Annotated in this window: 25 protein-coding genes; 6 read left to right on the top strand and 19 right to left on the bottom strand. The window is 59.8% G+C overall.

The window, feature by feature from the left end; all coding sequences use genetic code 11:
* Window positions 1-69: 69 nt before the first annotated feature.
* From LFT46_RS08940 to LFT46_RS08930, 3 genes are read right to left on the bottom strand one after another with little or no spacing between them, the layout of a single operon-like run.
* Complete coding sequence (locus LFT46_RS08940; protein WP_236821862.1) at window positions 70-444, bottom strand: hypothetical protein; 375 nt, start codon at window positions 442-444, stop codon at window positions 70-72.
* Complete coding sequence (locus LFT46_RS08935) at window positions 441-1463, bottom strand: SDR family oxidoreductase (RefSeq protein WP_236821861.1); 1023 nt, start codon at window positions 1461-1463, stop codon at window positions 441-443. Before LFT46_RS08935 ends, LFT46_RS08940 begins: the two co-directional genes overlap by 4 nt.
* A 59-nt stretch (window positions 1464-1522) precedes the next feature.
* Window positions 1523-3241 carry a glycoside hydrolase family 15 protein gene (locus LFT46_RS08930; protein WP_236822017.1) on the bottom strand — a complete coding sequence of 573 codons (1719 nt, stop codon included), beginning with the start codon at window positions 3239-3241 and terminating at the stop codon, window positions 1523-1525.
* 431 nt (window positions 3242-3672) lie between these two features.
* Here LFT46_RS08930 and LFT46_RS08925 point away from each other — a divergent pair, with 431 nt between their 5' ends.
* From LFT46_RS08925 to LFT46_RS08915, 3 genes are all read left to right on the top strand, one after another.
* Window positions 3673-5061, top strand: coding sequence for a sugar porter family MFS transporter (locus tag LFT46_RS08925; protein ID WP_236821860.1), 1389 nt, complete (start codon window positions 3673-3675; stop codon window positions 5059-5061).
* Window positions 5062-5173: 112 nt separating this feature from the next.
* Window positions 5174-5464 (top strand): YrhK family protein, encoded by a 291-nt coding sequence (locus LFT46_RS08920; RefSeq protein WP_236821859.1) that lies wholly within the window; start codon window positions 5174-5176, stop codon window positions 5462-5464.
* A 520-nt stretch (window positions 5465-5984) separates the two neighbouring features.
* A complete protein-coding gene (locus tag LFT46_RS08915) occupies window positions 5985-7475 on the top strand; it encodes a molybdopterin-dependent oxidoreductase (protein ID WP_236821858.1) in 1491 nt (496 codons plus the stop codon).
* 223 nt (window positions 7476-7698) lie between these two features.
* Here the strand turns inward: LFT46_RS08915 and LFT46_RS08910 are convergent, their stop codons facing one another.
* The 6 genes from LFT46_RS08910 to LFT46_RS08890 all read right to left on the bottom strand — a co-directional run bounded on the left by LFT46_RS08910 (window position 7699) and on the right by LFT46_RS08890 (window position 11990).
* On the bottom strand, window positions 7699-7899 hold the full coding sequence (locus LFT46_RS08910) for a hypothetical protein (protein WP_236821857.1): 201 nt from the start codon (window positions 7897-7899) through the stop codon (window positions 7699-7701).
* Window positions 7900-8658: 759 nt separating this feature from the next.
* Window positions 8659-9054 carry an RbsD/FucU domain-containing protein gene (locus LFT46_RS08905; protein ID WP_236822016.1) on the bottom strand — a complete coding sequence of 132 codons (396 nt, stop codon included), beginning with the start codon at window positions 9052-9054 and terminating at the stop codon, window positions 8659-8661.
* Window positions 9055-9123: 69 nt separating this feature from the next.
* The gene (locus LFT46_RS21335) at window positions 9124-9333 is read right to left on the bottom strand and encodes an SDR family oxidoreductase (RefSeq protein WP_442863683.1); all 210 of its coding nucleotides are present in this window, start codon (window positions 9331-9333) and stop codon (window positions 9124-9126) included.
* Window positions 9293-9883, bottom strand: a complete 591-nt coding sequence (locus LFT46_RS08900) for an SDR family NAD(P)-dependent oxidoreductase (protein WP_272910830.1) — start codon at window positions 9881-9883, stop codon at window positions 9293-9295. Before LFT46_RS08900 ends, LFT46_RS21335 begins: the two co-directional genes overlap by 41 nt.
* A gap of 59 nt (window positions 9884-9942) precedes the next feature.
* Window positions 9943-11007 (bottom strand): LacI family DNA-binding transcriptional regulator, encoded by a 1065-nt coding sequence (locus LFT46_RS08895; RefSeq protein ID WP_236821856.1) that lies wholly within the window; start codon window positions 11005-11007, stop codon window positions 9943-9945.
* Window positions 11007-11990, bottom strand: coding sequence for a TRAP transporter large permease subunit (locus LFT46_RS08890; protein ID WP_236821855.1), 984 nt, complete (start codon window positions 11988-11990; stop codon window positions 11007-11009). The genes LFT46_RS08895 and LFT46_RS08890 overlap by 1 nt, the downstream gene beginning before the upstream one ends.
* Window positions 11991-12047: 57 nt before the next feature.
* Between LFT46_RS08890 and LFT46_RS08885 the strand changes: the two genes are divergently transcribed.
* Window positions 12048-12971 (top strand): hypothetical protein, encoded by a 924-nt coding sequence (locus LFT46_RS08885; RefSeq protein WP_236821854.1) that lies wholly within the window; start codon window positions 12048-12050, stop codon window positions 12969-12971.
* A gap of 204 nt (window positions 12972-13175) precedes the next feature.
* On the opposite strand, the gene LFT46_RS08880 is transcribed toward LFT46_RS08885, so the two are convergent.
* The 10 genes from LFT46_RS08880 to LFT46_RS08840 form a co-directional block, all read right to left on the bottom strand.
* On the bottom strand, window positions 13176-13523 hold the full coding sequence (locus LFT46_RS08880; protein ID WP_236821853.1) for a hypothetical protein: 348 nt from the start codon (window positions 13521-13523) through the stop codon (window positions 13176-13178).
* 86 nt (window positions 13524-13609) lie between these two features.
* Window positions 13610-13753 (bottom strand): hypothetical protein, encoded by a 144-nt coding sequence (locus LFT46_RS08875; RefSeq protein WP_236822113.1) that lies wholly within the window; start codon window positions 13751-13753, stop codon window positions 13610-13612.
* 603 nt (window positions 13754-14356) lie between these two features.
* Window positions 14357-15841, bottom strand: coding sequence for an amylo-alpha-1,6-glucosidase (locus LFT46_RS08870; RefSeq protein WP_336885553.1), 1485 nt, complete (start codon window positions 15839-15841; stop codon window positions 14357-14359).
* Between the two features lie 65 nt (window positions 15842-15906).
* Window positions 15907-16527, bottom strand: coding sequence for a glycogen debranching N-terminal domain-containing protein (locus LFT46_RS21250; RefSeq protein WP_336885552.1), 621 nt, complete (start codon window positions 16525-16527; stop codon window positions 15907-15909).
* A gap of 170 nt (window positions 16528-16697) precedes the next feature.
* Window positions 16698-17171: a DoxX family protein gene (locus tag LFT46_RS08865; protein ID WP_236821852.1), complete on the bottom strand. Its 474-nt coding sequence runs from the start codon at window positions 17169-17171 to the stop codon at window positions 16698-16700.
* A 192-nt stretch (window positions 17172-17363) separates the two neighbouring features.
* A complete protein-coding gene (locus tag LFT46_RS08860) occupies window positions 17364-17672 on the bottom strand; it encodes a DUF3040 domain-containing protein (protein WP_236821851.1) in 309 nt (102 codons plus the stop codon).
* A 198-nt stretch (window positions 17673-17870) separates the two neighbouring features.
* Window positions 17871-18194 carry a DUF488 domain-containing protein gene (locus LFT46_RS08855; RefSeq protein ID WP_442863682.1) on the bottom strand — a complete coding sequence of 108 codons (324 nt, stop codon included), beginning with the start codon at window positions 18192-18194 and terminating at the stop codon, window positions 17871-17873.
* Between the two features lie 346 nt (window positions 18195-18540).
* On the bottom strand, window positions 18541-18771 hold the full coding sequence (locus tag LFT46_RS08850) for a hypothetical protein (protein ID WP_236821849.1): 231 nt from the start codon (window positions 18769-18771) through the stop codon (window positions 18541-18543).
* 58 nt (window positions 18772-18829) lie between these two features.
* The gene (locus LFT46_RS08845; RefSeq protein WP_236821848.1) at window positions 18830-19243 is read right to left on the bottom strand and encodes a VOC family protein; all 414 of its coding nucleotides are present in this window, start codon (window positions 19241-19243) and stop codon (window positions 18830-18832) included.
* Window positions 19244-19400: 157 nt separating this feature from the next.
* On the bottom strand, window positions 19401-20078 hold the full coding sequence (locus LFT46_RS08840; RefSeq protein ID WP_236821847.1) for a helix-turn-helix transcriptional regulator: 678 nt from the start codon (window positions 20076-20078) through the stop codon (window positions 19401-19403).
* A gap of 73 nt (window positions 20079-20151) precedes the next feature.
* Between LFT46_RS08840 and folE the strand changes: the two genes are divergently transcribed.
* Both folE and LFT46_RS08830 read left to right on the top strand, forming a co-directional pair.
* Window positions 20152-20778 (top strand): GTP cyclohydrolase I, encoded by a 627-nt coding sequence (folE, locus tag LFT46_RS08835; RefSeq protein ID WP_236821846.1) that lies wholly within the window; start codon window positions 20152-20154, stop codon window positions 20776-20778.
* Window positions 20779-20827: 49 nt separating this feature from the next.
* Complete coding sequence (locus tag LFT46_RS08830; RefSeq protein ID WP_236821845.1) at window positions 20828-22084, top strand: NAD(P)/FAD-dependent oxidoreductase; 1257 nt, start codon at window positions 20828-20830, stop codon at window positions 22082-22084.
* The last annotated feature ends 24 nt before the right edge of the window (window positions 22085-22108 follow it).

Raw genomic sequence — 22108 nt, 5'->3', positions numbered from 1 at the left:
ATCACTGCGTGAATTTGTCCTTGCGCTACACACTTCGAACTGACCCTGCCCTGTCCAACCAGCACCGCGTCACCACCGCCTGGGGGACGCCACCGGCGGAACCGGCCTGCAACGGCGTGCCACGGCAAATTCCATGCCTGCGAACAGCGCGGCGACGATGGCATCCGAGGCGGCTGCCCTGCGGTGCCGGTGATCGGCAACCGCCAGGGCAACCATGCTGGCCGAGTGCAGTGAATCCACAACACCGCCGCAGCAGTGCAGAGCGGCCGAGGTTGGGGCAGCACCGATGACCACGGCCTGGAAGAGGTGCCTGGCGCCCAGAATCCGCATCACGACGCTGGCACCTGATTCTGGTTGATGTCCGATCGCCAGACGGAACATCACCGCCGGCGAGACCAGCTGGCATAGGCCGTAGGCTGCCCGGACGGCCTCCGGCGCCCTCATGGCCGCCCCCTCTTTCCCAGCAGCAAAGGGAACAATGTCAACAGACCTGCTGCCGCGGCTCCGGCCGCTGCCAGGACGCCGTGGTGATGGGAAGCCCACAATTGTGCGCTCCGTTCTGCTGAACGCCCATCGAATGCTCCATGGGTGCCGAAGTCCTGATCCTCGTCTGCCGGTTTCCAAAGGTTGACAGGCTGGTCGGGGTCGCGCGGTTGCGACCTCTGCTGAGATTTGAATCCCGTCCGTGCCAGGTACTTGTCGAGCAGCCCTGGCGCGACGGCATTGGCCACGAGGGTGCCCATGGTGCTAGCTCCAACCCAGTACTCCCGGCGCTGCGGGTGGGCGGCGGCGTAAAGGACGCCACGGGCTGCGACTTCGGGCTGGTAGATCGGCGGCACCGGCTGGGCCTTATTCGGCAGACGGGAAAGCACCCAACTGAACTGTGGTGTGTTGACGGCCGGCATCTGCACCATTGTTGTCTTGATCGGGCTTCGATCGTGCAGCAGTTCGCACCGAAGGGATTCGTTGAAGCCCTGAATGGCGTGTTTTGCCCCGCAGTAAGCGGACTGGAGCGGGATGCCGCGATAGGCAAGAGCCGAGCCCACCTGGACAATAGTGCCCTGCCCCCGCTTCTTCATCCTGTTCAGTGCGATCATGGTCCCGTAGACGTACCCGAGGTAGCTGACCTCGGTGACGCGCTTGTACTCCTCGGGTTTGATCTCCGTGAAGGGGGCGAAGACGGAAGTGAAAGCCACGTTAACCCAGATGTCGATTGGACCCAGTTCCCGCTCAACTTCGGCAGCTGCCGCGTCGAGGGCATCGTGATCGGAGGTGTCCACCGTGATCGTCAGTGCCCGTCCCCCCGCCGCTTCCACTTCTTTTGCTGCACCAGCCAGTCCTGCTTCTCCCCGTGCCAGCAGAGCGACTGACGCTTCTTGTCGAGCGAAGCCGATGGCCGTAGCCCGACCGATACCGCCGCTGGCGCCCGTAACCACCACTGTCTTGCCTTTAAAGGTGTTCATGCGTGCTCCTCGTCGTGTCTCGGTTGCTTCCCCAAACTTGTGGTTGGTGGTAGTGGCTGTCAGGAACCCAGGCCCCGCCACGGGGGCGGAGGATCCGCCAGCCGACGCGAGGTTTCGAGCATGGCCGCGTGCACAAAGGCCTGCGGGAAATTGCCCCGAAGCTGGCGCTGCTCGACGTCGTACTCCTCCGTGAAGAGGCCGGGAGAGCCACAGGCAGCCCGGTTTCTTTCGAACCACCGAATCGCTTCGGTGGTCTCTCCGCTTTGATGCAGGGCCATGGCCATGTCAAAACCACAGAGCAGGAAAGCCCCCTCGGACTTGGCCAGGGCCCGTCCGTCCTGGCGGAAGCGGTACAGGTACCTGTCCCTGGCCAGGTTGTCCTGTACTGCTTTAAGGGTGGCTACGGAGCGGGGGTCATCCGGGGGAAGGGCACCACGGATCACCGGAAGAAGCAGGGACGCGTCCACGCGGTCATCATCCGGTGCGCGTTGCCACCGCCCGCTGGGGTGCAGGCAGTCGCTGGCAACGTCCGTAATCAGTGTGTCAGCCTGTGAGGTCCACTTCGCGCCCTGTTGCGGTGGAGCGTTTCGTCCAATGGCCCGCAGACCGGCAGCACAGATGAGGCGGGAGTGGGCCCACCTGCGGTTGTCCAGTTCCCACATGCCCGCATCGGGTTCCTGCCACCGCGCCATAATGGCATCGGCACAAATTTCTGCCGCCTTCCACTGCTCAAGGTCCAGCCGGTCATTCTCTGCAGCGGCGGCGAACAACAGCAGTGACTCCCCGAAAGCGTCCAACTGGAACTGATCATTGACCCAGTTCCCGGCCCGGCCCGCGCCACCCGGGTATCCGGGCAACCCGACGTCCCATTCATCCGGGACCTGGCCGCCCTCCGTGGTGTAAGCGGGCCGCATGTCCGGGCCGTCCGCGAGCAATCTGGAGGCAACAAAACCCACCGCGTCGTCCAACAGCGGAAACATCTTGCAGGCCGCGACTGCCTGGCCGACGTAACACTGGTCCCGGATCCACGCATAGCGGTAGTCGTAATTCCTCTTCTGCTCCGCCCGCTCCGGCAAGCCCATGGTGGAGGCCGCCACCATCGCTCCCCCCACCCCTGTCATTCCGCGGAGAACAGCATATGACTGCCGGCAGTCATCGGCGGATATCGTGTTATCGAACCGCGGGACCACCGAATGCCAGGCATTCTCCGTGGCGCTCCACGTGGGCCCTGGCTCCGCTGGCTCTTCGGGCAGTTGGTGGTCGGAGATTTCCAGCACCAGGTCGTGGTATTCGCCTTCCGCCAGATCAAAGACTGCTTCAAGACCGTCGTCACCGGACTTCGCCCCCGGCGCACCCACCAGACGTACCCTCAGGTTCCCCGAACGCGCAGTCCAGACACCGTCGTGGCAGGAAAGTCGGGTCATTTTGTGCTTGCCGAAGTTGGCCCGTGCGTCCATTATCATCCGAACGGACGCGGGGCCCAGGGCAGCAGAAATCCGCCGCAGCAGTACGGCGCGGGTAGGATCCCCCGGATATGCCAGCGCTTCCCGGCACTCTATGATTCCTGTCGCTGTTACCCACCTGCTCACCCAAATCAGCGTGCCGTCCTCGTACTGTCCGCCCCACACATACCGGGAATCAGTCGGACTTACCGCGAAAGTCCCAGGCCCGCCCAACAGCACCGAGAAGACTGCATCATCATGCCAGCGTGGGGCGCACATCCACACCACATCTCCCCGGGGACCTATCAACGCCGCCCGGGCACCGTCCGCAACCATCGCATACTCGCGTAAAACATGCGGGGGGAAGTCGGTTGACGCCTCAGCCATAGAGACGAGTCTAAAGGCAATAGTTGCTCCAACGCAATGGAGAATGGAAAATTCGTTTGGTCGATCCCTAGGGGGTCGACCCGGTAGAACAGCAGCTTCACTGCCCCGTCGCGTAGTTCTTAGTAGTATCCTCCGGGTGCCCTCATCCGAAAGGCCGCGATTGGACCACACAAGTCTTTCTATTGCGCAAACGCAATGGTATGTTGTAGGCAACTACATGGGGGGTCTGCTGTTACCGTCCTGACAGGAAACTGGAGAGCCAGAATCGGGGAATCCACTGCACGGCAGCCGACCTACCCGGCGGGAACGCCCCAGCAAGGCCCACTTTCCATTGATCAGGCGTCAAGAGAAAAAGACAAGATTAAAGGGAGGGACTGGCGATGGCTGGGTTTGTAGGCGAGATGCGCCGGAGCGGCAACGGCCTGCTGCTGCGTGCCTCGGTTATCGCGGCGGTGGGTGGTTTGCTGTTCGGCTACGACACAGGCGTAATTTCAGGCGCGCTGCTGTTCATCAAGAGTGACCTGAACGCGAGTGCAGCCGCCCAGGAATGGATCGTGTCCTCCCTGTTGCTTGGAGCGATGCTTGGTGCCCTGATCTCCGGGTACCTCGCGGACAAGATCAGCCGGAAATGGACCAAGGTGATCTCAGGATCCATTTATGTCGTCGGCGCTCTGGGCTGTGCCCTTTCGATTAGCGTTCCCATGCTGATCGGCTTCAGGTTCCTGCTGGGGGTATCGGTCGGCACGGCCTCCTTTGTAGCCCCGTTATACATTTCCGAAGTAAGTCCGCCACGCGTCCGGGGCGGGCTCGTTTCCTTTAACCAACTCGCCGTCACCGCAGGCATCCTGCTGGCCTATATAGTGAACTTCCTGTTCCAAGGCTTCACTAACAATTGGCGCTGGATGCTGGGCTTCGGTGTCATCCCCGGCGCGGTGCTGGCCATCGGCATGCTGACCGTCCCACACACCCCTCGCTGGCTAGTGCAACAGGGCCGCGGCGAGGAGGCGCACAAGGTGCTCGAGCGCCTGCGCGAAGGCGTTAACGGCGCGCGGGTGGGACAGGAAATCCAGGACATAAAAAAGGCCAACGACGCCGAATCCGCAGCGAAGGTCCGGGATCTTCTTAGGCCCGAGATACGTCCGCTGTTGTGGATCGGTTTAGGTTTGGCCGTTTTCCAGCAATTCGTGGGCATCAACACGGTGATCTACTACGCCCCGACAATCCTCTCCGACACTGGCCTGACCAAGAGCACCTCCATCACACAGACCCTGTTCGTCGGGCTGACCAATCTGGTATTCACTGTCATCGCAGTACTTCTGATCGACCGGCTGGGCAGGCGCAAACTCCTGCTCACCGGAACAGTGGGGCTTACGCTGTCCTTAGTATTGCTCGCCGTCTACTTCAGCTCCGGCGCCCTCCAACAGCACGCAAGCTACCTTGCCCTGGTGGGTCTGCTGCTTTACATCGCTTCATTCGCGATCGGCCTGGGCCCGGTCTTCTGGTTGATGATCTCCGAAATTTACCCGACGGGGATCCGCAGCAAGGCCATGTCCGTGGCCACCCTGGTCAACTGGGGCGCAAACTTCCTGGTTGCCGCCACGTTCCTGAGCCTCGGTCAGATGATCACCCGCCAAGGCACGTTCTACCTCTACGCCGGTCTTGGCATCCTGGCGTTCCTGTTTTTCCTGAAAAAGGTTCCGGAGACAAAGGACCGTTCTCTCGAGAACATCCAGTCCGACCTGATCACGAAGGACTCCAACAGAGACTAACCCCCGCTCCCCCGGTGACGTCCGCCGGAACGTGTGTGTCGATTTTTGCGGCGGACCCGCCCCTGATTTCCCCAACCAGCCAATGCAGAAACCGCAGCAGAAAGAGGACGGAATGCACCGCTTGTTCGATGCCCGGGGCAGCCAGAGATCCTCCGCTCACGAACAGGTGTACGCCAGCATCGAAGTCATCTACACAGTGGTCGATTTCACCGCTGCCGGCCTTTTCATCATCGGAAGCGTCCTGTTCTTTTCTCCCGAAGCCAAGGTCCCGGCGCTATGGTGCTTCCTCGTCGGGTCCATCTGCTTCGCCCTTAAGCCAACGCTGCGCCTCATCCGCCAGTTCCGCTACCTCAAGCTGGACAAGATCGACAAACTGGCCAAAGAAGAAAAAACCCACGGGTGACATCTTATGGGCGCGTCACCATCGGCTTTTTGTCCAGAGACTCAGTCTGGACTGCTCCGGCGCCTCCCCGGGCCCGGGCCACCTGACACTGCGTATTTTTCGAAGCAACCAGGTCGCCAGAAGAGCCACACCGCCGGCCAGAACAATAACGATGGTAATTCCGCCCCAGCGTGCCGGGCTGCTCGATGAACGGAACGACGTCCCGGCTCGTGCACGTTGTGCTTGGTCCGCCACAGATTCCAGTGCTATCGGGGTTGGGAGTTTCCCGAGCCACTTGCGGTCCCTAGTGTGGCGGCTGATTTCGCTGTCGGGCGCGCCGGGGCCGCGGCCGCCCAGAAGTGCGGCGCGCAAGTGGGCGAGTTCATGTTGGACGGTGTCGGTTCCGTAACTGGCCATACCCAACAGTCTGCGCCGAGCCGTTCTTTCCCGCCAGTAGAGCGGAGGCGGCCAGGCGTTCCACACACATTTGTTCGTAGCAGCGAGGCGTCCAATCGTCATCGCCAAGTATTGAGGAGGACGTATGCCTGAATTTTTTCCCGCGTGGGTGGTGATAACCCATTTCCTGAACCTTGCCCTGATGCTGATGCTCTTCCGGTCCGGCATAGAGGTACTCTCAGCCTTCCCCAAGTTGTACTGGCATGATGACTGCCCGCCAGGACGTCAATGGCTGCGGTTGTCGAAGAAGAATTTCGGGCCCGACTCGCGTAAACCATGGTCGTCTCTGGACGAGGAGGAGTCCTGGTCACCGGTGGTTGCCCTACCGGGCAGAAAAAACCTCGGCCTGGGCCGCCACTGGCACTTCATGACCGTCCAGTTCTGGATACTCACCGGCGTCGTGTATGTCGTCACCATGTTCGTCACGGGCTATTGGCAATACATCGTTCCCACCCATTGGTCGATCATCCCCGGTTCGCTGAAGGCAGTCGGCACCTATCTGCAATTTGAGTTGCCGGCCAAGATCCCAGGCGAACCCTTCGAACCGGCGCAAAAACTGGCCTACTTCGTGGTGATCTTCATAATGGCTCCACTGCAGATTCTAACCGGTGCAGCTATGTCACCTTCAGTGCTTGCCCGCTTCCCCCGCTACGGAAAGCTGTTCGGCGGCAAGCAAGGAGCACGCAGCCTGCACTTCCTGATCATGTGCGCGTTCGCGGCGTTCACCGTCGTACACGTGTTCTTGGTCGTCATCCACGGCCTTCCGCAAGAATTCGCTGCCATCGTTCTCGGGAACCCCAACGGGGACCGCCGACTTGCCACTGGCATCGGACTCGCCGGGCTCCTGGCAATCGTAATGCTCCACGTCGTCATCACCTGGTTCTCCCTTCGTTACCGTCGCCGTACCCAACGGATACTGGGCCGGTTGGTGAATCCATTTGAGCGGGTCATATCCCGGGCCAGCACTTCTCGTCAGCATTTCTCCCGAAGCAAGATTTCTCCCTATTTCCGCGTCAACGGTTATCCGCCGCCCACGAAGGCCTATGAGCAGATGGCAGCGAACGGCTTCCGTGACTACCGCCTGACCGTCGGCGGCCTGGTTGCTGAACCAATGAGGTTCTCGCTGCCGGAACTGCGTGATCTCGGCGAGCAACGGCAGATTACCAAGCACAACTGCATCCAAGGCTGGACCGCCATTGCCGAATGGGCAGGAATTCCCCTCTCCGACGTCATGCAACTGGTCAAACCGCACCCGGAAGCCAAGTACGTGGTTTTCTACGGCATGGACGACAAAGGCCTGACCGAAGGAGAAGGGCGGTACGGTTTCTACTACACAACCATCCCCATCTACCTCGCCTGGCAACCTCAAGCTCTCCTCGCCCTCGAAATGAACGGCGCACCACTGCCCATCGAACACGGGGCCCCACTGAGGCTCAGGCTTGAGACCCAACTCGGCTTCAAAATGATCAAATGGGTCCAGGGCATCGAATTCGTCACCGAGGTCAAGGACATCGGAATGGGCATGGGTGGCTGGCGGGAAGACCAACAGTTCTACGCCAACGCCGCAGGGATCTAACACGAGCACCAGAGCCTGCGTATTCCCCTACCTGTAATGACACACCGGGCGGAACCTGCTTCCACTGGGCAACAAGGACGGCCTCAAAAACCGGTCGCTCCTCAGAAGGCGGTCTGCATACGCACACCCGATATGCAGACCTCGCCAGCTCGCAGGCCGCCTCGTCATCCCAGATGCTTACCCACGAGCCACGCATGCAGCGGTCGGGACCAGGAGAGATGTCTTAACGAGCAGTGAGTACTTCGATCACCCAGCCGCGGATAATGTCGTCATAATCGTCCGGCTCCTGCAGCCCATATAAGTAAGCGTCGAAAACCAAAGGCTCGGCAGTACCGCCGTTCGCCCAGTACCACAACCAAAGCTCGTCAACGGTAGTCTCGTTTCGCTGCAGCATCTTCAGTGCAGCCATGCGGGGATCGTCCATAACGGTAACCTCGATACTGCCGCCGCGTAGCGGGAGCCGGGCGGCCATCGTCGTATTCCTGGTTGTCGCCGCCACTGCTGGAGCTATTATTCATGCTGCCAACTCACCCCCAAGGGAAAGGTGTGCTGGCAAATCGCGTCACTGCAGGCCGCAGGCCTAGTCCGGCAGCTCCATTTGGAAACCGCGGGAAGCAGTGTAGGACACGGGCGGTCAGGTAGACGTGTCCAAACCCTCCTTGCTCGATCACTACATGTTGGTCCGCCGAGTCGGTGGAGCTCGAAACCGCCTTCTGGACGGGTTCGCCGCAGTGGATGTTGTGGGGACCAAACAAGCACACCAGTTGGGCTGCTCTGGTTCCGTTCAGGTGCTGGCAACAGCAGCGACGTAAAGTCCGGCTTCGCCCGAAGGCCTGTGAGTCTGCACCAGTGGACTTACAGCCCGTAAAGGCAGCTGGCGGACAGGTGGGAATAACTATCAAATTTAGGAACGGCGGCCTCTTCAAGAAACGCTGTGAAATGTGAGGCATCCATGACGGGGAGCTCTCTTCCGCTGCATGCGTTCGCCCGCCGTCAGGCTACAGCGGTCTCCTCAAGACCTGCATGGAGCCCGAGGAGGACACCTTCACATACGTGATCAGCATCATATCGAATGTATGCAGTCCCGAAGCCGCTGTCCAGCAGTAATGCGCAGGCACCTACCGAAATCGCACAATCCCTCAAGCCAAAATGCCTCGGCCGCGAAGGCATCTCGTAATACAGCTTAGCTCCGGCCGAGGACGCCAACAGTGAGCAGTACGTTTGCAAATCTGCGGTTGTCACCGGTCACCACACAGAGGGCCAGGTCGTGATTGCGGGCAAGTGCGTAAAAGTCGTGTCTGCCCACGTGGGTGACGGGAATGTTTTCGGGTAGAAGCTGCAGGATTTCGCTTTGGACCGCTGAGGGTGAGGCATCCGCACTGGGACTTATCAGCGTGGCCTGCTCCACTGGAATCGTGTCAAGCACAACCTTGAGGACCTCCGGAACTGCAGGAGTGCCAGATGTAAGGTTCAAATGGACAGTCTGGGCATGGACACCTACTGCTGTCTTGGCAGGATAATGACCGTCAGTCAGGAGCACCGTGGAACCGTGCCCAGCAGCGGCGAGAGCTGCAATCATGTCCGGGTGCGTAAGTGTGGATGTGATCATCCCCTTGTCATCTCTACACTCGCTCGGGGCTGTCCGGCGCTACGCAAAATACTGACCTCCATTGACATTGATCGTGGTCCCGGTAACGAATGATGCTTGGGGAGAAGCGAGCCAGGCGACGGTGGCGGCAACATCTGCGGGGTTTCCGGCGCGACCCACGGGGATGGACTCAATAGTCGCCGACTTGGATTCCGGTGATGTGAAGGTGTCATGGAAGTGTGGCCTCGATGAAGCCTGGTGCCACGGCATTGACTGTGATTCCCCGGGGGGCGACTTCCTTGGAGAGGCCTCTGGTGAAACCGAAGATCGCAGCCTTTGACGTGCCGTAAGCCACCGCGCCGGGATGGCCCCCGTTGTGACCGGCCAAGGAAGCGATGTTGATGATCCTGCCCCAGCGTGTCTTCATGTAAGGCAGGACATAGTGGGTTACGAGAAACGTGCTGTCGAGATTGACGGCCATGACTTTGTTCCACAGTGAAAAGTCCATCTCTTCGATGGAGGCCCTCTGAATGAGACCGCCCGCATTGTTGACGCGCACGTCGATGCTACCCAGCGAATTCGCGATGTCGCTCAAGGCTTTCCGAACATCGGCTTCGGAAGTGACGTCGAGATGGACGGCCGTGAGTTCCTGGCCGGACGCCTCCTTGATCTCCTGCTCAAGCTCCTCATCCGGACGGTGAGTGAGGTACGTGATAGCCACCCGGGCGCCGGCACGGGCAAGCTCGAGGGAAACCTCCCGTCCGATACCGACTCCCCCGCCAGTGATCAGGACGTTTTTGTTAGTAAGAAGATGTGCCATCGGATATTCTCCGTATCAGTCGCTTGCGCTATCAGGGAAAGGTGAAGCAGAAGGGTCGTTCAGTCGTTGGCCCCCTGACTGCGGCAACTGGAGGCCCTGACGATGAGCCGGGTGTCCACGGTGACAGTCTCGCCAGCTCCCCAACTGTCGGTGTTAGATAGCCGGCCTATAAGACGCATCGCGCCCATATGTCCTATCTGCTCAACTTGCTGGGCGACTACGGACATGGGCGGCTCAAGGTTTTTTGTCCAGATCAAATCGTCATAGCCGACCAGCGCCACGTCCGTGGGTATTCGGCGGTTGAGCTCCTTTAGGGCTGAGAGGGCGCCGATTGCCATGTATTGGTTCATCGCGAAGATGGCGTCGGGTGGATTCTGCAGATTCATGAGCTTCAGCGTTTCCTGGTAGCCGTGCTGCTCGCTGTCGCCGCTTTCACTAGGAGCGCCTACCCGGATTAGTTCGGGCTCAAGCGTCCGGCCCGCCGCAAGTATCCCGGTACGGAATCCATCCATGCGGTCCTTTTCCGATTCGCTAACCAAGGGAAGGGCGAGAACCGCGATGCGCTGAGCGCCCTGGGCCACCAGATGATTTACAGCATCCAAGCATCCTTTGAAGTTCCCGGACCGTATGACGTCACATCCACTTGCCCCCTTAAGGCCATGAAGAAGCAGGACGACCGGCTTCCCAGCATCGGCAAAGAGCTTGAGCGAGTCCAACGTCTCACCGGCAGGCACCACCAAAAGACCGTCAACCTGGGAATCGAACATCAACTCGATGGCCTGTTCCTCCCAGGTCACCTGCATTTCAGTATTTGAGAACAAGACGGCGAAGCCGTGCTCGTGCAAAACATCTGCAGCCGACTTGAGTAGCAGCGGCGCAATGGGGCTCAGGACTGTCGGCATGACGATTCCGATGGTTTTTGTCTGGCGTTTGCTCAGGCCGCGGGCAAGCCGGTTCGGCCGGTAACCGCTGCGTTGGACCGCCTCGTTTACCCGGCGGGCAGTCTCAGCACTGACAAAGCGGGTCTGGTTGATCACGGCAGAGACAGTGGCAACCGACACCCCAGCTTCCACAGCCACTGCCCGGATCGTGGGAGCAGACTTTTTTTCGTTCACAGTGGTCATCATCCCAGCCCTAAAGCATGAGGCAGTGCCTGAGTGAGCCAGGGAATGAAAATGATCCCGATAAGTACGACGACAATTGCAGCGAGATACTTCAGCATCGGGCGGGCGACCTTTTCCATCGGCACTCCACCAATGGCACATGCTGTGTAAAGGCCAACGCCCAATGGCGGCGAGAATAGTCCAAGACCCATGGCCAGAATAAGCAGGATCCCAAATTGAAGCTCGTTGACGCCCAGCTGTACAGCAATCGGCAGCAGCAAGGGACCAAAGATGATCAAGGCCGGGGCCCCCTCCGAAACCGAGCCCATCACGATCAACATCACCGTGCAGACTAAGAGGAACAACCACGTTCCTTGGGCATGTGCCAGGCCGACGAGGGACTGCGCCATCGCCTGTGGGACCTGCTGGGCCGTCAGTACGTAGGTGACAGCCTGGGCAGCTGCGACGATGAATAAGATCATGCCGGACAACGATGCCGAGCGTACAAGAAACGAGGCTGTCATCCCCAGTTTCATTTCCCGAAAAATGAGGCCACCGACCACGAAGGCGTAAACCACCGCGAATGCTGCGACCTCAGTTGGGGTGGCGATTCCCCCCAAGATGCCACCAAAAATGATAACAATCATCACCAAGGCGGTTGATGCCCCGCCCACCAACTTCAAAACCTGCGAAGCGTTTCGTCGCGGTACAAGCGCCGCGGCGCCGATTTTTGATGCTTGTTGACCCAGGCGCGGTGCCGTGATGACAGCGACAACCAGCAGCGCTATGCCGATGACAGCCGCTGGCAAAATGCCCGCAACAAACAGGCCACCGATCGAAAGGTTTGCTACGTAGCCGGGTACGAGGTCCCCTGCGGTGGTGGCGATTTCCTGGCCGTTGGCCGGTTCGCGGTGGAATTCGCCGTTTTTCATCACGGCGGTGATCTTGTTGATGTCCTGCAGGATGGTGATGTCTTCGAGTGGGTTGCCGTCGACGAGGATCATGTCGGCGTAGAAGCCGGGGAGGACCTTGCCGGGGTCCGGGCAACCATCGGCCTGGGCGTGGACCAGATCAAACTCAGCATCTCCGGCGAGGAAATAACCGGCACCAAGGCAGCCACCGACACCTACATCACCGAAGATGAACTCCAGGTCGCCGTCGATGAAGCGCACCGCCGGCACGTGCGCGTCTGCACCCACGCCCGCAGCCGCGACTCCGTACTCATCTCCCTGAAAACCGGCGTCGACATGATCTACCACGCCTCCTACATCGATGAGGAAGGCATGGACCTCCTCGAGGCCGCCAAAGACCGCGTCTTCGTCGCCCCCGCCATCAACTGGCTGGTCGCAACCCTCAACGACGCCGAAGCCTTCGGCTACTCCCACGAGGCGGCCGAACAGGCCGGCTACGCCCGCGAACTCGACATCGCCGTCAAAGCAATGCAAGAGATGCGCCGCCGCGGAATCCGCGTGCTCCCCGGCGGAGACTACGGCTTCGCCTGGACACCCTGCGGCACCTACGCCCGCGACCTGGACCACTTCGTGAAGCTCTTCGGCTACACCGAAATGGAAGCCATCATCGCCGCCACCGCCCTCGGCGGGGGACTCTTCCAAAAGCCCAACGAACTGGGCCAGGACCCGGAAGCCTATGCCCAGGCCTGCGTGGCCGAAAACACCCCGGCCACCCCCGAAACCGCCGACCTCGCCAACTCCGTCGTGCCTTTGCCCTTGATGTCCACCTTGCCCGAGAAGGACCAAACCGTAATCCGACGGCATCGATGGTGTCGGCTTTGCAAGCTTCCCGCCCAAAGTCTCAGCAGCACAAGCGGAGGCAACCGAGCGGCCCTGCTCAGCCTCAAGCGACGGCAGAGACCGATGTTCCGTTGGCCCCGCGCCCAATCGAGTTCAAGGTTCACCGAGCAGGACGGACTCCGGCAAACCGATATTGGCCGGGTTTCGTCAGTTTCGCCACTTGCGACAAGATGAGGGGGCCGTTACGCGCGAGGCCAGCAATCCTTCACCTTAATCAAGCCGAACACGTGTTAATGTTCAGGCGCAGGGTCGCAGCGGAGGACCAGCAGGTCCTTGCCCTAGTTAGGACTTATATAAGCAAGGGCACGACGGCTGGAGTCGCCCCGCCGTCTGTAGCCCTAGGCAGGTCCTCCATGGCACCTCCGTATGCGACTTACATTAGGCGGCGAGTGGCAGGTCGAACAGTTGCTCCGCAAGCCTGATCAGGTGGCGGGGCGCGTCGGCCTCTTCCCCGTCACTTCCGCGGCCTAGGAACAGGGCTGCGCCGCGGAGGGTTTCCTCCACCTTGATGCCAGCTTCGCGGATGAGTACTTCGGCGCGCAGGTTCGGGGCGGCGACCCGGTTCCCTTCACTGTCCAGGTAGACGTGCCAATCCACGCCCGCGATGATGCCGATGTCCCCATTAGCCACCCGTTGAAGTGCTGCCACGTCCAGCTCAACAGCTTTGACGTGCACCGGGTGGGCGAGGCGGGCCGGGACAACGAGGGCGTTGCAGGGGGTATGCATGGTCAAGTCCTTGAAATCTGGTCCCAGGTGTGGAGCGGGCGGCCGCCGCGGGCTAGAAGTCCCGGAGCTGGCCGCCCGCTGGCGTGTCAGCGCTGGTTTTTGCGCGGTTTTACAAAATTGAGTTCGCTGTTTTCATGTTTGGCTCTTTTTTCAGCCCGTTTTTCCAGAATGGATTTGCCTGCTTTTTTAGCGGCACTGCTCTTGGGAGACTTTCCGGACATCGGAATCACGCCTTCCTTTGATTGCGTTACTCCATACCATACCCATTTATATTTTTTTCGCCAGCCTGCGGGAAAATCTGCTTCCGTGGGACGGGGGCCGCCGACGGCAACGCCTGAAGGGGCTTACGCGCCGCAGCTATTTTCAGAGTTTTACGCGAGTTGCGTGGTTGTCGCATTCTCGCGCGACTATGGCCAGCACCGCCAAATTTGGCTCGATAACGAGGGTTTGAATTACGAGGTGCTGCTTTTTTCGCGAAGTCCGCCAAGCTGTCTTGCCGCGGAAGAGCTCCCGCCCCGCCGCCCCGTGAGTCTCAGTCCTACGCGTCGCGTTTGATGCATCGGGTGAGCTCTTGAACATGCCTGTCCACGCAACGGCACACCCCCTAGAGCAGCGGGCCCGTTCGAGCGCTCTACTTGAGAGCACTTCGGTCGTCCATGCAAGACACTCCAATAGTTGCGCCGAACATGAGGCCAATCTGGACACGTGCTCCAGAGGGCTCTGCCACCTGAGGATTTCCTGTGGTTACCGGCTGAGTTTAGTGGCGAGCACAGTGAGGGTGTTTGCGGGTTATGGAAGGCCTCTGGGGGCCGCCGAAATGAATAAGAACACATCTACATCGATGCTTCCTGCACATTCACCGCCGGCTTGCCAAGGTTGAGCAGCTCACTCAGTGGAGGCCGCGGTTCACGGCGCAACCTTATCTCTTGCGGCAACCCATGAACTTCGACGGATCCTCCGTCGATGTGGATCGAAAGCCGTCCTCTTCCCGAGAATGGCACGTTCTCGATGTGGAAATATGTGCCTGGTGAAGGCAGGGTAGGTGAGAGCCATACTTCGCCCCACGGAAGCCCGGGGTCGAAACGGAGGATTGTCCTGATCAGCTGAATAGGTGCTGCTGATGCCCAGGCCTGCGGGGAACAGGCTGCTGGATACGGGACAGGGGCAGGGTACTTTGAGCGGTCCAGGCCGCAAAAGAGTTCCGGAAGCCGGCCACTGAAGTGGTCAGCGGCCTCAAGTAATGAGTACGCAAGTTTTTGGGCTTCTTTCACGAAACCGTGCCGCATCAGGCCGGCGACGGCGATCGCGTTATCGTGAGGCCACACTGAGCCGTTGTGGTAGCTGGCAGGGTTATAGGCGCCCATGGTTCGCGCGAGCGTCCTTATCCCCCAGCCGGTAAACATGTCAGGGGACATGAGGTGTTCTGCCACTTGGGCTGTTTTGTCATCATCGATAATGCCGGTCCATAGGCAATGGGCCATGTTGGAAGCCAAAGCGTCGACGGGTTTTTTGTCCTTGTCGAGGGCAATCGCGAAGTAGCCGCGGTCCGCTAGCCAGAACTGTTTGTTGAACGCTTGTTTTAGGGCAAGGGCCTTGGCTATGCAGGCATCGGCAGTTTGTGAATCGCCAGCGGCCCTTGCCAGGATTGCGCGGCCAATATAGGCAGCATAGACGTATCCTTGAACTTCGCATAGGGCGATCGGAGGTTCCGCCAGGGTTCCATCAGCGAAATTAATTCCGTCACCGGAGTCTTTCCAACCCTGGTTACGCAGGCCTTTTTCCGTCTTTCGCTGGTATTCGACGAAGCCGTCACCGTCCTGGTCCCCGTATTGCTCGACCCATTGCAGGGCCTTATCTGCGGCGGGAAGTAGTTGACGCATTGCCTCATCGTCGAGACCCCATCGGCTCAGTTCAGCCAGGACGATGACGAAGAGCGGAGTAGCATCTACCGTGCCGTAATAGACACCGCGCCCACCCAAAGCGAGGCCAGTCTCGGCTCCAAGACGGACTTCATGAAGGATTCTGCCGGGCTCTTCTTCCGACTCAGGATCCACCTTCCTCCCCTGATGGTCGGCCAGCGTCAGGAGGGTGCCCTTTGCCAGGGAAGGGTCCAGGAGCAAGGACATGAACGAGGCGAGCAGACTGTCTCTTCCAAACAAGGCCATAAACCATGGAGCGCCTGCGGCCACCACAACACGACCTGGGTCATGGGGATTGAAAATTCTGAGGGATCCTAGATCTTCCTGGCTTCGTCTAATTACCCTTTCTACTGCCTCATTCCGCAGATTCGCTGTGGGCATCGATTTGCGCCATTCCATAACACGACGAAATGCATACGCGGCGGGTTCACCCGATGCGGTCCTTGCCTGCCCCGTTCCACCCGTCAAGAAGGGCGTTGCCGAGATTGTGCCGGACCACTGCCCGTGGGGGCGATGAGAGTTTCCAGGACGAGTCCTTCCCCCTCGACACGAGCTCCGGGAAAGGCGACGGTGACGCGTTGGACGTGGTGTTCCCTCTCTGACTCCAGCACCAAGCCGTCCTCCGTCATCCTTCTCAAACAATGGCCCCGCGGGACTGTCTTGCCTTCCTTCACTTCGAACAAACTGGCAAAGTCGGTATCGACGAGTAACTCCAGATGACATCTAAACGGCCTCTGGGAGTAGTTGTGTACAGTGACGACCTCGGTAAGTCCAGTCCCAACTATTTTTCGTTCCCGATCAATAAGCAGCGAGGTGTCAGATTGTTGTCCGTTCCTTTTGGAACGTCCAACAAAAACGGCGTGGAAGGGCTCAGGCGTGGAGGACGACAAAGCTTCAACCGGCGATCCCTCCACTTTCAGTATCCAGTCACTGATAAAACGTGTGTCCTCGAAGAACACTCCGTGAGGCAGTGTCCTGGAGACGTCTCCACTGGGGGATGATACGCAGAATGATGTCCCCTGAATCACGGTAAGAGCTTCGGGACCTATGGTCCCGAAGCTACTCTCGACCTGCCCGTCGACCACTGTCGGCTTCTTTCCCGGAACTGTCTCTTAACGCACGTGTCGGTATTGGTATTTCAGCTTCTGTTCTCCAGGGTGAAGGATCTTTCCCCGGACCAGTCGCCCGGACAGTGCGACTGTCCGCCAAAGCTCCAAGCCTGGAAGCGCCCCCACGAAACTTCGAGGACCTTTTGTTATCGCAGACGGTCCTCAGCATTAGCCTTGTTGCTGCGCCTGGGATCATAGCTGCGCGCCAGCTGCGCCAGCGCGAGCGCCGCGACAAGGAGCCCAAAGTCGCGGAGGGCAATGTCGTAAAAACCAGAATACGTCAGCAGATTGATGATGATGCCAGCGAGCCAGAGTGCCACCACATAAGCTGCGTATCGTGGCTTGATGGCAACCATGATTCCGGCAACGATCTCGACAATACCTACGATGAGCATTGCCGTGTGCGCGCTGAATGGCAGCAAATTGACAAGCCAGGGAGCCAGGTACCCCTCCCAGTTAGCGAGGACGTTCGTGAACTTGTCCAGACCGAAGACAATGGGCAGGACGACGAATCCGATCAAGAGCGTCACAAATGCTCCATAAGCCGGCTCAACCCGGGAACGCTGCAGAACGCGGTTGATCCAATTATCGCTGGGGGTAGGAATTGAGTGGGCAACCATGATGATCTCCTTCTAGCACTGATATTGATAGAAACTTGAGCCTGGAAACGTGCCGGTCATTTCCGAGGAAAATGTCGCGCCCCAGGCCTGAGCTTCGATGGTGGGGCGATAAGGACTGTTATCGCTGGTACGTTCAGTCATCGCTTTTACGGCCATTCCGCTTGCTTCCCCTTAACCCTGCTGACAGCAGGGTTAAGGGGAAGGCCGCTTTGTTGGCTTGGGTTGGATGAGGAGGCCGGCGTAGCTGTCTCCCAGAAGAAAATAGGAGCCAACTCCCATTAATAGGAAGCCGATGACACCGACCGCCGTGGTTTGGGAGGCGATGCCTGCGATGAGCAGGACCACGCCGATCAGGCACGCCATTGTAGCGAAGTATGACGTGGCCCCGAACCGGCTTTCGATCAGACCGGTGGATAGTTCCTTGGCCAGATGCGGGTCCTTGGTCACCAGGTCCAGTTCCAGCTCGTCCAGGAGTTTCTGCTCTTTATCTGACAACGGCATCTGAAACCTCCCGTGATACCGCTGCTGCCGTTTCAGGGCTTGCAGTTGGAGCCTCCGAGTAGCTCTCCGCTGCCGGAGGATTCTAAATCTAACATTTCAAATGTTAGTAATTTGACCATAGGAGCGTTCCTGGGGGAAGTCAAGGAATACGCTCCAAACAGGGGGCAGGGTAGGCCCGGTCCCTGTCGAGGCTGAGGGTCAGGGCTGCAGGTCTCCGGCGATGAGGGCGCAGAGCACGGCGGCTTCGCTGATGCCGGGTTCCTTTGTCGCCGTCAGCAGGGTTAGCGGGCCGTGGTCGGCCAATCCCTGGAGGTGTTTAAGGGCATCAGCAGCTTCGGATGTTTGGAGTTCGGCCAGGTACCGCTGGCTGAACTCCTCAAAACGCCGAGGGTCATGGCCGTACCACCTGCGCAGCTCATCTGATGGGGCCACCGCGTTGCACCATCGGTCCAGGTGTGCCTCTCCTTTGCTGAGCGCTCTCGGCCGTCGTTCCTGACTACCGCGAAGAGGTGGTCTCTTCATCAGTATTCGGGATGCCAGTCCCGCGTTGGTCACGCTGCCGGGCAGGGTTCAAGCGAGAGAGCGGTTTACACGCTAACAGGGGTGCGCGTCGGTAAAGGGGGGAGGGGTCGGACTAGGGTTGGCTCGTAACTGCCGCAGTGTATCCGGATGGCCGGCAGCCTGTCGATCTTAAAGGGTCTTCGGATTCCTGCATGGAGTATGGCCTGCACGTGTCCGATATAGCTATGTCGCACCGTATTGCCGATTCACTGCGCGACATAGGAAGCGATTGTCGCGACGCGGTGGGCATGGCGTTCCGCGAACAGGAGTGAGGCGGGCTAGGACTCTGCGTATCCCCTGACGGTGTTTAGCCGGGCCTGAAATTCCCACTCCATCGTGCCTCATCCGGTATTGGCAATCCGAACACTTTCACTGTGCGGCGCAGGTCATCTGCAGCAACAGTGCGCAGCCGATCAAGTTCATCGAGCCGCTCCTTCGGGATGTCGCCGCGCTTGAACTGTTCCTGCGCATGCTTGAACTGTTTTTCAGCCTCTTTAAGATTGGCCTGGGCTTGTGAAACGGGGTCCACGGCTACCATCACCCCATCATGGCATTTTTATCGACAAAGGCCTACAGTCCAGCGTTGCCCTTAGGCTCTACGCGAATAGATGGCTGTCGAAGACCGAGCGTGGTTGTTGGGCGGGGTCGGGGTGGGCGATGACGACGCGCAGGCCGTCCGGGTCGCGTCCTTCGACAAACGTAACATCGCCGGCAGTGTGGGTGTTGACGTATCCCCCGGTCTCCTGCAGTGATTGCGTTAACGCTTTCAGGTCTTGGAGGTTGTCCGTTGCCCACATGAGCAGGTGGTATCCCAGGCCGCTGGGGTGGCGCTGAGCACGTTTTCCGCGTTCGATGATGTACAGCTGAAACCCCTCAGCGGCCAGGAGAAGGGCGGCCTCCGCAGAGCGGAGGGTTACTTCGCATCCAAACAGGTCGCGGTAAAAGGCCACTGACCGGTCGAGTTCGGACACGTAGAGAACGGACGAGGCAGGTTTGGCCGGATATCCCATTGAGCCATTGTTGACTCCGAACGCACGTTTGGCCAGAATTTGCGGCAATCATCCAACGGCGGCCTTCCGCGGGTGACCATGCTCAGGCAAAGAGCAGCCGGCCTCGTCATACACGGGGCCTGCGGATGGTCACTTCCCGCCAGCTGTGCGGAGTTAATTATTCCGTCGAGGTTGTGAGCCGGGCGCAGCATGCCGAGCCGTCGGGAGCGGGAGCGACGCGGTGCTTCTGGTCGCCAGAGCCATCGAGTGCACCCTCGAGGAGGGCGGCGCTGAGCCCGCAGACAAGCCGGGTATGGTCACTGGCCAAACGGCGGAACGGGCAATTACACAAGACCAGCCCTTCCCCGTCGCTCTCTGGTTCATACCCGTTGTCGCTGAGAGCCTTTTCAAGATCTCCGGCAGCCATGCCACGCCGAAGGCCTTCAGCGTAGGCGGCGGAAATAACGGACTTCTCCACCGGCTCCCCGGTTTCGACGGAGGTTTCGATTGCCGAGGCCAGCAGGCGGCCGGCCAGTTCGTATTCACGTGCCGGGACCGACAGCTGAACTTCGTCCAGTGCCGGGCTGTAGAGCTTGCTGGGTCGCCCGGAGCCGGGCCCGGTTCTGGATCCGAGCTTCTTGCTTTCCGTTTTGAGGAAACCGTCTTTGACCAGCTTCTCCAGATGGAAGGAAGCGGTACTTGGCGCGAGATTCAACATTTTTACGAGCTGGTCGCGCGTGAGCGGGACCGGGCTGCGTATCAATGCCTGGTACAGATTGCGCCGCACGGGATCGGCCAGAGATCCCACGTCCGGATTCCGGATGTTAATTTGCGAGGTATTCATACGGAAATTCAATCACCTCCGGAAGAGCTTGACGGAAATAATTATACGCTCTAAATTCAAGGTAGCCGACTTTAGAGAGGGTGCCATGTTATCTGAGTACTCCACACGGCAGGATTCGTATTCCGCGGCAGTTGGTGACCTTGACCGGCTGGCCCTCGACCAGCGCGCCCCTGCCGGAGTCGACCTGGAAGGGGTCCGCGCGGCCGTCGCGGATTTGCTGGTCGCCCTGGGCAGAGACCTTTCCGATCCGCATCTCGCGGACACTCCTCGTCGGGTTGCCCAGGCGTTTGACGAGTTGCTCACACCCCGTCCAACCTCGTGGACCACGTTTCCGAACAGCGACGGATACACGGAGCTGGTGATCTTGAGAGACATCCCCTTTCATTCGCTGTGTGAGCACCATTTGTTGCCGTTCCGGGGAGTCGCCCATATCGGGTACCTCCCGGGCAGCCGGTTGATCGGGCTGTCAAAACTTGCCCGTGGGTTGGAGATGTTCGCCAGGGACCTGCAGGTCCAGGAACGCCTGACCGTGCAGACGGCCGAGTGGCTGATGGAAACACTGGACGCCCGGGGCGCGGGGGTTGTCCTGGAAGCGGAGCACCTTTGTATGTCGCTGCGCGGTGTGCAGGCGGCCGGAACAACCACGACCACCACGGCCTTCCGGGGGGAGCTTGCCGTACAAGGACCCCTGATTGACCGCTTCTTTACATAACAGGCCATGCGGCCGGGCGGCCGGTGGCCGGGAGCAGGAGGAGAGAGACATGAAAAGGGACATCGTCATCATTGGCGGCGGCCTCGCCGGGGCCACGGCGGCGCAGACCCTCCGCGCCGAAGGCTTCACAGGAACGATTACACTCCTTTGCCAGGAAAATCACCATCCTTACCTGCGTCCGCCGCTGTCAAAGGATTTTTTGGCAGGCCGCGAGGACGAGTCATCCCTCCTGCCATTTACGCTGGACGACTACACCAAACAGGACATAGAGCTGCTGCTAGGTGCCACGGCGGTAGCCATCGATCGGGATGAGTCGACCGTCACCCTGGCACAGGGCACCGTGATCAAATATGGCCAGCTCCTCCTGGCCACGGGGGCATCCCCCCGCACCCTTGACGTTCCCGGATCCGACCTGCCGGGCGTCCACTACCTCCGCACCCTGGAGGACAGCCGGCACCTCAGAGAGGCACTGCTCCGGCTGCAGCCAGGACAACAGCAATGCAACGTCATCCTGGTCGGCTCGGGCTGGATCGGAATGGAAGTCGCCGCGACAGCCAGAACCATGGGCGCTAACGTCACGGTCGTAGGCAGAAGCAGAGTTCCTCTGGAGGCCGCCATTGGCCCGGAACTGGGAACAGTCTTCATGGAACGGCACAAGGAAGCCGGAGTTGTTTTCACCACCGAAACCACCGTCACGCAGATCGTGGAAGGCAACGGCCGGGCTGCTGGGGTCATCACCGACAGGGGCGAACACTTGCTTGCTGACCTGGTCGTCGTCGCCATTGGCGTTACCCCCAACACGGTACTCGCAGAAGCAGCCGGGCTAACCATCGACAATGGCGTCCTCACAGACCCATCCTTGCGCACTAACGACCCCCGGATCCTTGCAGCAGGTGACGTAGCAAACGCCTTTCACCCCTTTACGGGCGGCAACATTCGCAGCGAACACTGGGCCAACGCCATCAACAGCGGCAAGGTAGCCGCGAGGACGATGATGGGTAAACCGTCTCGGTTGGAGGAAGTCCCCTACTTCTACACAGACCAGTTCGACCTGGGGATGGAGTACTCGGGATACTCCGCTCTGGCCGCCAACGCCAAAATCGTTCTTAGGGGTGACCCGGCCTCAGGCAAATTCATAGCATTCTGGCTCATCCCGGTTTCGTCCACCAAGGGAAGGCTGGTCGCCGGGATGAACGTCAACATCTGGGACGTCCAGGACGACATCAAGTTCCTCATAGCCAGCGGACAAGAAGTCCAGACAGTCCAACTCGAGGACCCCGGCGTTGCGCTCGGCGAGCTGTCATGAGGTCCGCTAAACCCTTGGTTGGAG

This window comes from Arthrobacter sp. FW306-07-I (assembly GCF_021800405.1).
In the GTDB taxonomy this organism is placed as follows: Bacteria; Actinomycetota; Actinomycetes; order Actinomycetales; family Micrococcaceae; genus Arthrobacter.
The sequence above is the reverse complement of the archived record's forward strand: the minus strand, read 5'-3'. Positions and strand labels throughout refer to the sequence as shown.

Excerpts from the sequence above, each read along its gene's own strand:
- LFT46_RS08940 (WP_236821862.1), bottom strand. The coding sequence starts at position 444 with ATGAGGGCGCCGGAGGCCGTCCGGGCAGCCTACGGCCTATGCCAGCTG.
- LFT46_RS08935 (WP_236821861.1), bottom strand. The coding sequence starts at position 1,463 with ATGAACACCTTTAAAGGCAAGACAGTGGTGGTTACGGGCGCCAGCGGC.
- LFT46_RS08930 (WP_236822017.1), bottom strand. The coding sequence starts at position 3,241 with ATGGTTGCGGACGGTGCCCGGGCGGCGTTGATAGGTCCCCGGGGAGAT.
- LFT46_RS08925 (WP_236821860.1), top strand. The coding sequence starts at position 3,673 with ATGGCTGGGTTTGTAGGCGAGATGCGCCGGAGCGGCAACGGCCTGCTG.
- LFT46_RS08920 (WP_236821859.1), top strand. The coding sequence starts at position 5,174 with ATGCACCGCTTGTTCGATGCCCGGGGCAGCCAGAGATCCTCCGCTCAC.
- LFT46_RS08915 (WP_236821858.1), top strand. The coding sequence starts at position 5,985 with ATGCCTGAATTTTTTCCCGCGTGGGTGGTGATAACCCATTTCCTGAAC.
- LFT46_RS08910 (WP_236821857.1), bottom strand. The coding sequence starts at position 7,899 with ATGGACGATCCCCGCATGGCTGCACTGAAGATGCTGCAGCGAAACGAG.
- LFT46_RS08905 (WP_236822016.1), bottom strand. The coding sequence starts at position 9,054 with ATGATTGCAGCTCTCGCCGCTGCTGGGCACGGTTCCACGGTGCTCCTG.
- LFT46_RS21335 (WP_442863683.1), bottom strand. The coding sequence starts at position 9,333 with ATGCCGTGGCACCAGGCTTCATCGAGGCCACACTTCCATGACACCTTC.
- LFT46_RS08900 (WP_272910830.1), bottom strand. The coding sequence starts at position 9,883 with ATGGCACATCTTCTTACTAACAAAAACGTCCTGATCACTGGCGGGGGA.
- LFT46_RS08895 (WP_236821856.1), bottom strand. The coding sequence starts at position 11,007 with ATGACCACTGTGAACGAAAAAAAGTCTGCTCCCACGATCCGGGCAGTG.
- LFT46_RS08890 (WP_236821855.1), bottom strand. The coding sequence starts at position 11,990 with ATGATCCTCGTCGACGGCAACCCACTCGAAGACATCACCATCCTGCAG.
- LFT46_RS08880 (WP_236821853.1), bottom strand. The coding sequence starts at position 13,523 with ATGCATACCCCCTGCAACGCCCTCGTTGTCCCGGCCCGCCTCGCCCAC.
- LFT46_RS08870 (WP_336885553.1), bottom strand. The coding sequence starts at position 15,841 with ATGGAATGGCGCAAATCGATGCCCACAGCGAATCTGCGGAATGAGGCA.
- LFT46_RS08865 (WP_236821852.1), bottom strand. The coding sequence starts at position 17,171 with ATGGTTGCCCACTCAATTCCTACCCCCAGCGATAATTGGATCAACCGC.
- LFT46_RS08860 (WP_236821851.1), bottom strand. The coding sequence starts at position 17,672 with ATGCCGTTGTCAGATAAAGAGCAGAAACTCCTGGACGAGCTGGAACTG.
- LFT46_RS08855 (WP_442863682.1), bottom strand. The coding sequence starts at position 18,194 with ATGAAGAGACCACCTCTTCGCGGTAGTCAGGAACGACGGCCGAGAGCG.
- LFT46_RS08850 (WP_236821849.1), bottom strand. The coding sequence starts at position 18,771 with ATGGTAGCCGTGGACCCCGTTTCACAAGCCCAGGCCAATCTTAAAGAG.
- LFT46_RS08845 (WP_236821848.1), bottom strand. The coding sequence starts at position 19,243 with ATGGGATATCCGGCCAAACCTGCCTCGTCCGTTCTCTACGTGTCCGAA.
- folE (WP_236821846.1), top strand. The coding sequence starts at position 20,152 with ATGTTATCTGAGTACTCCACACGGCAGGATTCGTATTCCGCGGCAGTT.
- LFT46_RS08830 (WP_236821845.1), top strand. The coding sequence starts at position 20,828 with ATGAAAAGGGACATCGTCATCATTGGCGGCGGCCTCGCCGGGGCCACG.